This window comes from Neisseriaceae bacterium CLB008, from assembly GCA_041228285.1.
Lineage (GTDB): Bacteria > Pseudomonadota > Gammaproteobacteria > Burkholderiales > Neisseriaceae > JAGNPU01.
Window position 1 is genome coordinate 1,366,119 of record CP166133.1, and the last position, 11,640, is coordinate 1,377,758.

An 11,640-nucleotide genomic window follows, 5' to 3' on the forward strand; every position below is an offset into this window, starting at 1 on the left:
ATGATCTACAACCTCGGGGCCGTTGAAGCCGCCATCATAGCTGGTATGGCCTTTATTCCATATTTTTTAATTTTATTCTTCAAAAATAAAACAATTTGTGATGAGTTGTTGGTATCGGCTAAATATGAGTATTTAGACTCCTTGAGGGGGATTGCGGCTACATTTGTATTAATACACCACTCGAGAATGATATATAACTTTCATAGCATAGGGGTGTTTACTGACAAGGGAGTATTTTCATATTCATCAAGTATGATTGAAAAAATATTTGGGTATATGGGCTCTGGGTCTGTAATGATATTTTTTATGATTACAGGTTTTCTTTTCTTTGATAAATTATTAAAAGATGGTGGATTTGAAGATGCAAGAAGTTTTTATATAAAAAGGGTCAATAGGTTGCTACCAGCAATTCTTGGTAGCCTTGTTTTTGCTATCGTCATTTCTTTGTTTTTTGGGGTTAATTGTTTAAACAATAATGCCTTCGGGGCTGTTATTTCGTGGCTTTCATTTGGATTTATACGACTAATTCCCATCACCAACTCACTTCCAGATGGGTTAATGGTTGCAGGTGTTTTTTGGACTTTAGCAATTGAGTGGAAGTTTTACTTTATAATCCCATTTTTAAGTATTTTTACGAAAGAATTGAAGTTTGCGTTAATTTCAGTATTGATAATGGCCTCACTGGTTATTTTGTGTATTAAATTTAATCTGCTAACAGAGAGAGATGCTACGATTCTAGCCTGTTTTATACTTGGGTTTATTGCTGCTGTTTTGAACAGGTTGTTGAGTGTAAATGTTTTGATGCTAGTAGGAGGTTGGCTATTCGCTACTTTGGCAGTTGCTTTGGTGATGTATGTGACTTATGCATATCCAGAATCGTATAACGTAAGGATAGCTTTATCTTTGTTTTTTATTCTATTTTCGGTGGTTAATAACAATAGTTTTCTTGGGGTCTTGTCATTTAAACCCCTTGTTTTAGCGGGGAAGGCTAGCTATAGTATTTACATCACTCATGGGATTGTACTAAATTTTGTGTGTGGATATTTACTAAAAGGTAGTCCGTACTATGCGACTTTTATTGTTGCTGCTTTTTTGGTATCAGTTATTTCAGTGTTATTCTACTTCAAGATAGAGCGCCCATTTATGATAAGGCCTGTTGGAATTAAGAAGAAATAGCCGTTCAAGCCAACTATGAGTGGCCTTTTTTACGCCTGCCTCGTGCAGGTTTTTTACGCCCACCCGATAGCTGGTGGGCTTTTGTATTGGAGCAAGGATATGACCAGATTACAGGGTTTCGGCCTACGCTTATGCTGGGTGCTTGATTGGTGTTTTTTACCAGACCGGCTACAGAAGTGGCTATTTGATACGGGCACGCGAGGATTGAGATTTTCAACGCCACATTTCTGTTGGCCTTTGCCGTGGTGTTTCTATTTGAGGGCAGTAGGGTGTACCTAACGGCCTCATATTACAAATTCCAGCTCATAGACACCTTGATCTGGGCCGTGGTGTTTGTGTCACTGGGCAGTCTACAGCTCAATCGCTGTGCTACACGTCATGCCGAAGCAACATCATTAGCGGCTATTTGCTCACCGTCAGTAGCCTTTTATGGGCCATTGTCACGGTGTCATTTTGGGCCAGCTCTCCGCCCTTAAATACGGGCATGTTCATCTTACCGGTGCTGGCCACGATTTGCTTATTGGCTGGCCGAAATATGATCACTCACACGAAATGCAAAGTAAAACTAATGGAGAAAGTACGGGGTGGTTAATGGATGTGATCGGGGTTTTAACGACGGGGGGTGTTTGAGGCGGCTGGTGGCGGCTTGGGCGCAATATGGGCCATTGACCGTGTAAAGGGTCGTTGGGTGCCTGTAATGACCCAGAGAATAGCTGCACATGATATTGTGTATTTAATTATTCAGGAGTCATTATGAGCAACGAACCAGAAATTCAGCGTTGGACCGCCAAGCGTAAAGCTGAACTCGTCAAAGAAATCATCAAGGGCAAGACCAACATTGCCGAGGCGGCACGTACCCACGACCTTACCCCTGCAGAAGTAGAGCGTTGGGTCGATGATGCCATGCAAGGCATGGAGAACGCCCTTAAAGCCAATCCCAAAGACATTACAGAGATGTATGAGAAGAAGCTGGATAAAATGCATGCTGCCTACGGCGAAGCAATGCTACAGATTCGATTCTTAAAAAAGTGACTGAGCCATCTTGGCCAAACCCCAAACCGAAAATCAATCCAAACATCTATCGACGAGATGGCCTCTGAAGGCTTTAAAGTGACGGTCTCACAAGCCTGTCTGTGGTCTGGCTTGGCTTGACTAGACGTAGCTTCTGCTACGAAACAGTCATGAGAAAGCCTAAAATCAATCAGTAGCTGGCTGCGAGAATCAAGCAGAGCATTGAGGCATTGCCTTATGCCGGCTATCGTACTGTTGCCTTCTTATTAGGTGAAAATAAGAATACGGTACAGCGGATCATGAAGCTAAAACATTGGCAGTGTCGGCAGCGATAAATAGGCTTTAGACCGAGGGTGCCCAGTAGCGTATCTGAGGCATTCACCCCTAATGAACGCTGGTCAACAGACATTGCCAGAGTTTGGTGTGGTGATCAGGATCGTTGGGCAGCCATTGACCTTGGTAATGGATTGCCATACTAGGGAGTTACTGGGTTGGAGTTTAAGCAAAAACGGCAATGCAAAATCAGCCGTGGCGGCTTTGGAAGAGGCTTTATTAAATCGTTATGGCACATTAGGCCAGGCCACTACAGGCTTGACTCTTCGGAGCGACAACGGCTTGGTGTTTACTTCTAGGTTGTACACCACAATGGCCTATCAATATGGCCTGACCCAAGAGTTTATACGGCCTCATACACCACAGCAAAATGGTATGGTTGAACGGCTCATTCGAACGGTTAAAGAGCAATGCTTGTGGTTGCATAACTTTGCATCACTCAGTGCTGCCAGGCTAGCCTTGGGCCGCTGGTTTTAACTCTATAACCATGAGCGGCCGCACCAGGCTTTAAAGATGAAAACCCCTGCTGAAGTGTATGCTTTAGCAGCTTAAGTTGTGCAGAAATGGCTGGGTCATTACACATCATTATTGATTCTAATGGGAAAATTAATACAATTATGACTATAATTGCGGAACAATTATAGCCATATAAAGCCCATTAAGAAAGGGTTTTCCTGATGATGTTGCATCAGGGCTTTTTTGTTGTATTGGCTTAGCCTAGGTGTTGACGTTTTTTAAGTGCATTTTGCAGCAGCACGATCGAGCAGGCGATGAAGCCACCAACCAGCATGCTGAGGATCAATATGATCAGCCCTTTAGGTTTGTCTTTAGATTGCTCTAGGGTGGGCTCCTCTAAGTAGGCGTAAATAGTACCCTTGATGTTTTGTGCTTCGGTGTCACCTAAATAGGATAGTGCGTTGAGGTTGCTGTTGTACTGAATGCTTTCTTTGGTTAATAGGCCACGTTCATCAATCAGCGTGTCTACTTTATTTTGCAGCAGGCGGTTTAAGTATTGTGCATTGAACGCTGCTAACGATTCCTTTAGCTTGGCCTGGGCTTCTTCGGCGCTGCTGCCAGTGTGCTTGACCACGTAAAATGCTTTACTGATGTCTTGCTCAAACGACACCACGTCTTCCCCTTTGCCTTTGCCGGCTTTGACATTCTCGGCCTTCACGCTGGCGTTGGTGCTGGTAGACATGAGGTTCAAATAGGTTTTTAAGTTATTGTCTAACCAGTTATCAACGTTGATTTCTTTGTCTAGGCGCTGTTTGGTGCCATCCATGGCCACTACAAAGTTATAGTATTTTTCAACAGATAATATTTTGGCGTATAGGCCAAGGTCTTTTACTTTGGCGGGGATGACTTTCGCTTCACTGTGCCAAACAGGCGTGGCTGTTTTGGTGTAGACAAAACCTAAAATCATGCAGATCAAAGTAACGGTCACAATGAAGATTTTTTTGCGCCAAAGCACGGCGAATAATTCAAATAAATCGATTTCATCATCGTGTGGTGTCGTGGAATGGGTGGGGGTGGTCATTCGTTAAGCCTTAAGCAATTATCACTGGTCGTAGTTTATCATTAAATAGATCTTTATTTCATTTAAAAAGAATGAGAATATGTTAACTGGAACTTTTTATTCGTTTCATGGCCTATCCTGTATTCATGTGCAGGACACAAAAAGGAAAATCAATGCATAAAATGACCACTTTAGCCTTAACCTTAGCCTTTAGCAGCAGCTTAGCCTTAGCCGCAACGCCTGCGAAAGATATATTGAAGCCTTATCCCAAAGCGCAAAAAGGCGAAGTTCAGCACGTGATTCAGCTGCCTCAAAAGGCCAATGAAGATAACGTGAAGCTAGAGCTTCAGTTTGGCAAAACCTTAAAGGTTGACTGCAATAAGCACATGATGGGCGGTGAGTTAACCACCAAAACGGCGGAAGGCTGGGGCTACGATTACTATGTTGTGGGCAATGTTGGGGCGGTTGCTTCAACCATGATGGCTTGTCCTGGCCAAGAGAAAACCGATCAATTCGTGGCCATTCCCAACGCCAATACGATGATCCGCTACAACAGTAAACTACCTGTTGTGGTATACGCTCCTGAAGGTGTTGAGGTTCAATACCGTGTTTGGAGTGCGCCAGATCAGTATACGACTACTGGCGCCAAATAAGGTTCGGATTAAAGCCCGCTATGAGCGGGCTTTTTTTATGCCTATTCGGTGGTGCTGGTGGCGTGAAAGGCGGATTGAATATGGGGCGAGGCACAGAGTTTTTTGACGGCACGATCTAAATCTCTATCCAATACTGAGGTGGCCATGAGCATGGCCTCAATGTCGATGGTGGTGGCATTGATGTTGGTGATGTCTAATTCAGAAAGCGGCAGTTTTTCAATGGAAAGAATATTTTTTAAGGCCTTAATCGCCTCTTGGCGCTTTTCAATCAAAGCACTGATGTGAATGACGTGGGTGAATTCAACCGATTGAGAATCAATTGGCTGGCGGTTAATGTAGTTAACCGCAGGGCGCAACAGCGTGTTGGCGGCTAAGACAAATAACGTGCCCATAAAGGCCTCAATGATCATGCCTGCGCCTGCACAGGCCCCTATGGCAGCAGAGCCCCATAGAGTTGCCGCTGTATTGATGCCGCGTACATGGCCTTCTTCGCGCATGATGACGCCTGCGCCTAAGAAACCAACGCCAGAAACAACGTAAGCCACCACGCGCGCAGCGCCTTCTGCGCCGGCAATTTTAAACGCCATGTCCACGAAAATTGCAGCGCCTAGCGCAACCAAGACATTAGTGCGTAGGCCGGCAGTACGTTGCCGAAACTGGCGCTCCAAACCAATGGCCGTACCCATGATGAAGGCGGTTAAAAGGCTGATTAAAGTATCTGCGAAACTGAGTAAATCAAAAGTGTAAATAGTTTTCATACAACATCTTTCTACGGTCAAACGGTACAGCATAGCGGCCAGAAGTGATCTGGCCGCCGTCATGCTTCATACGTATGTGTTTATTATTTTTACAGGCCAAGCACTTGGGTTGCGATGCTGAAGTAAATCAGCACGCCGACAATGTCGGCAATGGACGTAATGAGTGGTGCGCTGGCGGTGGCCGGATCGAACTTGAGTTTAGATAAAATAAACGGTAGTGACAGCCCGATCAAGCTGCCGACAATGACGATGCACACCATGGATAGAGCTACAACTAAAGCAATCTCCATGCCGCCGCGCGCAAAGCCGACTAAAGCCACCGCCAGCGCCATGCTGAGGCCTAGGGTAAGGGCGACCAAAATTTCTTTACTGATCATTTTGCCCCAGTCTTTCAGAATCACTTCACCCGTGGCCAAACCGCGAACCATGAGCGTGGCGGCCTGTGAGCCAGCGTTACCGCCAGAATCAATCAATAAAGGCAAGAAAAAGACTAAGACCACATAAGACATAATGGTGTCCTCAAAGTGGGCAATGCCTGCGCCCGAAAACACATTGCCAAACACCAAAACCACCAGCCAGATCACGCGCATGCGGTAAAGCGTCCAAATACTGGCGGTTTTGACATTTACCATGTGTAAATGATTGGCACCATGGCTGATGTTTAGGCCACCCGTTTTATAAAGGGTTTCTTTACTGCTTTGTGCCTGAATGTCCATCGCATCGTCAGCGGTGATGATGCCCAACATCACACTTTTATCATCAATGACGGGCAGAGATAATAAATCATAATGGGCAATGGTTTGGGCGGCTTCTAATGGTGGGGCCATCGCTTTGATGCTAACCACATTTTGGCGCATGATGTCCTGAACCAGCTTATGCTCGTCAGCCAATAAAAGGTCGCGCAAAGACATCACGCCTAAAAGCCGTTTACCCGCATCAACCACATAAATATAGTAAATGGTTTCCTTAGTGTTACCGTATTGACGGGTCAAACGGATGGCTTCTTGGGCGGTGATGTCGCCACGCAAATAGAGAAAATCAGTAGTCATATGTGCCGCTGCGCTGTCCTCCGGGTAAGAGGCAAGATGCTGCATGTCGTCTACTTCAGAAGGGTTGATTTGCACGTTGATCAGCTGTTTTAGTGCGCTGGGCAGGTTTGAGTATAGATCGGCTCGATCATCGTGAGGCATGCCCGCCAGTAAGTCGCCTAAATCCGTTGGCTTCATAGCGAGGGCTAGTTTGAGCTGGATGGAGGCCGAAAAATGGCTAAAAAGCTCAGCACGGCTAGCCAAAGGGATGGCCATCAGAACACGAATAATGTCGGTGTCGTTGTAGATTAGCAGTGCATCTGCTACATCAGCGCTGTGTGATTCGTCTAGTAAGTCTTTAATGAGCTCTAGGTCATTGGTATGCAAAAATTTTTGTACCAATAGCGAGGTTTTGATGTGTTTCATTGTGGTCATCCGTGGTAATCGGCTCGTATAAGCCAAATACCACGAAACGGATGACGTGGATGCCTGACTTATACGTTGGCCTGAAGGTCAAAAAGTGGACTCGGGGGGAGATCCATGGGCTTTGCTCCAAATGCAGCATGATTAATCGGCTTCATGCTAAATAGGTTTTAAAAGAAGGTGCCATTCTAATTAAGGTTGATTTATATGGCAATGAAATATTTTATGGAGTGGGCTTTGCCGGCAAAATAACGACACATTCCACCACTATTGCTGCTAATTTTTAATCAAATTATGGGTATACCTTTATGCTATGTTTAAAACACGGGTGGCGATGCTGAAGTAAATGAGCACCCCAACCGCGTCAGCGATGGAGGTAATTAAGGGGGCGCTGGCCGTGGCAGGATCAAAATGAAGTTTGGCCAGAATAAACGGTAAAGATAGGCCAATCACGCTGCCTACCATGACAATCAGCACCATAGACAAGGCGACGACGAGTGCAATTTCTGGGCCACCACGCACCCAACCCACTAAGGAAACCGCCAGGGCCATGCTCAAACCCAGCGCAGCGGCCACCAATACTTCTTTGGTGACCATTTTTTGCCAGTCCTTTAGAATCACCTCGCCCGTTGCCAGACCACGCACCATTAAGGTTGCCGCTTGAGAACCAGCGTTGCCGCCAGAGTCAATCAATAGCGGCAGAAAAAAGACTAAAACCACATAGGATGAAATGACGTCTTCAAAATGGGCAATGCCGGCACCAGAAAACACATTGCCAAAGACTAAAACCACTAACCAAACCACGCGCATGCGGTAAAGGGTCCAGATGCTGGCCTGTTTGATGTTGGTGAGCATGCTTTGAGGCATCTCTATCGATGCTGCCCCTATGCCCCCTGTTTTGTATAAGATCTGGGCACTCTGTACTGACTGTAGATCCATGGCATCATCAGCGGTGATGATGCCAATCAGGCGTGCCTGATCGTCAATGATGGGCAAAGAGAGTAGGCCATAACGGGCAATTTTATGCACGACATTGGCTTGCTTGTCATTGGCGTGGCTGCTGATCACATTGGTGCGCATGATGTCACGAATGAGGTTGTGTTCATCAGTGAGTAATAAATCGCGTAACGACAGCACGCCTAATAGCTTTTTATCAGCATCAATAACGTAAATGTAGTAAATGGTTTCTTTATTGTGGCCGTAGCGGCGCGCAAGATTAATGGCTTCCTTAGCTGTGATGTCGGCGCGTACATAGAGAAAGTCTGAAGTCATGTGGGCACCGGCCGTTCCTTCTGGATAAGAGGCCAGGTGGGTGATGTCTTGAACCTGGTCTGCGGCAATGTGAGGGGCAATGTGTTGGCGGAAGGCTTCGGGCAGTTGATTAAACAAATCAGCTCGCTCATCATGGGCCATAGCAGAAATCAGCTGGGCCAATACATCTGGCTGCATGACGAGGGCGACAGCCGTTTGCATGTGTTGATCAAAATGCTGAAAAATCATCACGCGTCGCGCTAAAGGCATGGCTAATAAGATGCGCACCACGTCGGTATGGTTGAAGACGACGAGTGCATCGGCCAAGTCGGCGTCATGGGCCGTATTCAATAGCTCGGTAATGATTAAGGTGTCAGAGGTATGCAAAAATTTTTGCAAGAATAGGGATAGCTTGATGTGTTTCATGACTAAACATCCTAGGTTTGGGGCAACCATCAACAGCCGCCAAACCTAAACGTGTTTAGGTTAGGAGACGGTTAAATCGACCGATTTAAAAAAGTAAGATCTACAGGGATCCGCGTCCATTTAAGGAATACTCCGAATGATTAAGGGGTGGGGGCAGACATCATGGCTCAATTGCCTTGGTTGCTCAGCATCAAGGCCTGAATGAGGGCGTGTAATCAACCGTTTACTCAGGCCTGATGGGGGGCGATGATAGACCACTTATTCTATGGTGGCAAGCTTAGAGGGGAATTGTTTGGTTTTTTTAGGAAGCATGGGCTATTTACGTAAGATTAAGATCCTAAGGGTACGTGTTCAAATTATGAGCGCGTAACTGATCTCTGAGTTACAGGAAATCATATTTAAGTTTGGCGCAACTTCCTGTAAATGATGGTAAGCCAAGAGCTTGGTAATAGTCTTGGTAAAGCTCGTAAGAAAAAAACCGGAATGCTTCTAGTATAGCCTTGGAAGCCAATTTGTTTTTTAAGTTGCACCATTTTCCATTCACTTTTGACATAAACCCACCCACGACGCCTACTAAGCATAGCTTGGCCAGCACGCATGTGTAATAGAACTTCTTCTAAATTTGCAACTTGATAGCCTGCAGCAATTATACGTAACCATAGATTATAATCTTCCATAAATAAGTGATGCTGATATCCTCCTAATGCTTCGATAACTGACTTACGATACATAACTGAAGGATGGTTAAATGGTGATCGTTTCTTTGCATACTCTACGATGTCGGCTTGTCGAGTGGGGACAGATTTTAATGAAATTAGCTTAGATGGATCTTTATCAAACTCCTGAATAGATGTGCCTAATACGGCTACTTCAGGGTGTACATGTAGATAAGTTACCTGTTCGTGAAAACGAGTAGGTAGGCATATGTCATCTGTATCCATCCGAGCGACTAATTCATATTGACAATGCTTTAAGCCTTGATTCAATGCTTTTCCTAAACCCACATTTTCTGGAAGTTGAATTGTAATGAAAGAGGAGCCTATTATATGTTGCCATTCGGCAATGGCTTCATTCAATTCTGGGGTTAAAGGCCCATCCTGTACTAAAATAATTTCGGTTGGCTGTAATAATTGCTTTGTCCATATACTAGACATTGCTTCATGCAGAAAGGAGGCCTGTTCTTTATGATATATAGACAACAAAACACTAAATGGGGTCATAGTTTATTCTTTATAAATTAGGCTTAATGCTTCTTTGGCTAATGTAGCATCGACTTTACGGGCGAACCATGCTCCCTGATCCTGGGCTTTTTTTAACTGATCAAGAGATAGGAAAATAGGATTTGAACCACGATTATAAGATGGATCGAAAATAATATAGCGTTGGTTCCCTGTGGCTAAATTACAATATAACTCTGGGGTTCGGGCGATAATATATTGAAAAAAATGCTCATCAGGACACAATTTTTTAGAAAAAAAAGCATAATCTTTTTTGGTAATACTATCAATTAGTGTATGTAATTGAGACCTTCTAATTGAAAACCATTGGCTACCAAAGAGATTAGGTATGCTAGGTCCAGCAGGTATTATTTTATCCATCAACTTGAAAGCTAAGGTTAAGCTTTTTCCAATGGGATGTCGCTGATAGATCGTATCTGCATGAGGGGCATTAAATCGTAATCTATACCGATGAGGTAAAGATATTTTACTATCTAAATAGATGGCTTCTGGATTGTTATGCTGCCATGCATTGTTCATGTCTTCTATCTTCTGTAATAGAACATCATCAGCACTTATCAAGTGAAAAAATTGATTTTCCTTGTTAAGTAATGCAACCTTTATCAAGTTTAAAGTTGCTTGGATCATACTAAAGCCAGCCCAATGTATTATTATTCTATCTTTAATAAAAATTACATTATCTAGATCATTAAAATCACCCACTATATGATTTGAATTAATTTTTTTATCTATATGAATATAGAAATTAATATGTTTGTTCGTTTGGGCTAGGAGCTTAAGATATGGCATCGGTTTATGTGTTAGAACAAGTATGGCTGTTTTGTTTTGGATGGTCATGTTGATTATTTTCTATATATTATAAGTAGTTAGTTTCCGGTTCTTGTTTTCTTGGTGGTTGAAACTAATAAATAACAGATAATAAATAATAAAATCATAAATTGAAAAAAGACCAATGGCATCAGTTGTGTAGCGTAGTATTAGTATAGCCATTAAGAAAATAATGGCTATATTTTTTGTTTTTAATGTTTTATATATCATATAAAGGCAAAAAATAGTATGTGCTAGACCATACCGAGCATGGCCCATAATAAAAGAGTTGTGAGGATTCATGTCTACTTTAACAATTGATTGACAGCATTCATAAATATTAGCGCCAAATAAAATTCCATAAGTATCAATATTGGTTATGTATTCTAGTATAAATTTTTTCCGGTCTGACGTAACGCCTCTTTGGAAGTTAGAGAAATTAGTTAAAAAGTAAATAATATCATCTAAAAAATAGGCGACACATGTTATCCCTAAGAAAATAACTAAATATTTAGTTACAACTTTACGATGGTATAAGTAAAAGAAAATTAATATGGCACCGGAGACAATAATTCCTGATCGACCATATAGCAATACACAAAAAATAAAAGAGATTAAATATATAAATAAAGGTTGTTTACGGCCTTCCTTGATACTAACTGAACCTATGAAGATTGAGAGTAAAATGGCTATGACGCTTAGAAAGTTACGACTAGAGTTGAATAATACGAAATTGTATAATTCATCATCAGCGAATCCGATAGAAAAAAATTGATAGATTAGAAAGAGCGAATACACGCCAAAAATAATGAGACTAAAGCGATAAATATTTTGGCATAAATAAAGAATATAAGCCATGATAAATGCAGATAATGCGTATAGAAGCCCGTACATTGAAAAGTAATCAGGGTAAGTTTGACCAAAATAGGAGAGGACTAGAAATAGGATTATAAATGTAGTTACGCAATAAAAATATTTAGGGCGAATAAGATTTTGGCTTAATAGAATCATAAGCGATAC

10 protein-coding genes are annotated in these 11,640 nt (G+C 42.9%); 4 read left to right on the top strand and 6 right to left on the bottom strand.

What is annotated here, in order from left to right; genetic code table 11:
* From AB8Q18_06290 to AB8Q18_06300, 3 genes are all read left to right on the top strand, one after another.
* The gene (locus AB8Q18_06290; GenBank protein XDZ52666.1) at positions 1-1,176 is read left to right on the top strand and encodes an acyltransferase family protein; all 1,176 of its coding nucleotides are present in this window, start codon (positions 1-3) and stop codon (positions 1,174-1,176) included.
* 753 nt (positions 1,177-1,929) lie between these two features.
* Positions 1,930-2,208 carry a transposase gene (locus AB8Q18_06295; GenBank protein XDZ52667.1) on the top strand — a complete coding sequence of 93 codons (279 nt, stop codon included), beginning with the start codon at positions 1,930-1,932 and terminating at the stop codon, positions 2,206-2,208.
* Between the two features lie 366 nt (positions 2,209-2,574).
* Positions 2,575-2,997, top strand: a complete 423-nt coding sequence (locus AB8Q18_06300; GenBank protein XDZ52668.1) for a transposase — start codon at positions 2,575-2,577, stop codon at positions 2,995-2,997.
* A 235-nt stretch (positions 2,998-3,232) separates the two neighbouring features.
* Here AB8Q18_06300 and AB8Q18_06305 read toward each other — a convergent pair whose 3' ends face one another.
* Positions 3,233-4,057, bottom strand: coding sequence for a Wzz/FepE/Etk N-terminal domain-containing protein (locus tag AB8Q18_06305; protein ID XDZ52669.1), 825 nt, complete (start codon positions 4,055-4,057; stop codon positions 3,233-3,235).
* Positions 4,058-4,209: 152 nt separating this feature from the next.
* On the opposite strand from AB8Q18_06305, the gene eco reads away from it, so the two are divergent.
* The gene (gene eco, locus AB8Q18_06310; protein XDZ52670.1) at positions 4,210-4,689 is read left to right on the top strand and encodes a serine protease inhibitor ecotin; all 480 of its coding nucleotides are present in this window, start codon (positions 4,210-4,212) and stop codon (positions 4,687-4,689) included.
* A gap of 41 nt (positions 4,690-4,730) precedes the next feature.
* Here eco and AB8Q18_06315 read toward each other — a convergent pair whose 3' ends face one another.
* From AB8Q18_06315 to AB8Q18_06335, 5 genes are all read right to left on the bottom strand, one after another.
* Positions 4,731-5,447 (bottom strand): MgtC/SapB family protein, encoded by a 717-nt coding sequence (locus AB8Q18_06315; GenBank protein ID XDZ52671.1) that lies wholly within the window; start codon positions 5,445-5,447, stop codon positions 4,731-4,733.
* Between the two features lie 89 nt (positions 5,448-5,536).
* Entirely contained in the window at positions 5,537-6,901 is a 1,365-nt protein-coding gene (gene mgtE, locus AB8Q18_06320) for a magnesium transporter (protein XDZ52672.1), read from the bottom strand.
* Between the two features lie 303 nt (positions 6,902-7,204).
* The gene (mgtE, locus tag AB8Q18_06325) at positions 7,205-8,575 is read right to left on the bottom strand and encodes a magnesium transporter (GenBank protein ID XDZ52673.1); all 1,371 of its coding nucleotides are present in this window, start codon (positions 8,573-8,575) and stop codon (positions 7,205-7,207) included.
* A 398-nt stretch (positions 8,576-8,973) separates the two neighbouring features.
* The gene (locus AB8Q18_06330; protein XDZ52674.1) at positions 8,974-9,795 is read right to left on the bottom strand and encodes a glycosyltransferase; all 822 of its coding nucleotides are present in this window, start codon (positions 9,793-9,795) and stop codon (positions 8,974-8,976) included.
* 3 nt (positions 9,796-9,798) lie between these two features.
* Positions 9,799-10,650: a beta-1,6-N-acetylglucosaminyltransferase gene (locus AB8Q18_06335; GenBank protein XDZ52675.1), complete on the bottom strand. Its 852-nt coding sequence runs from the start codon at positions 10,648-10,650 to the stop codon at positions 9,799-9,801.
* Positions 10,651-11,640 lie beyond the last annotated feature (990 nt).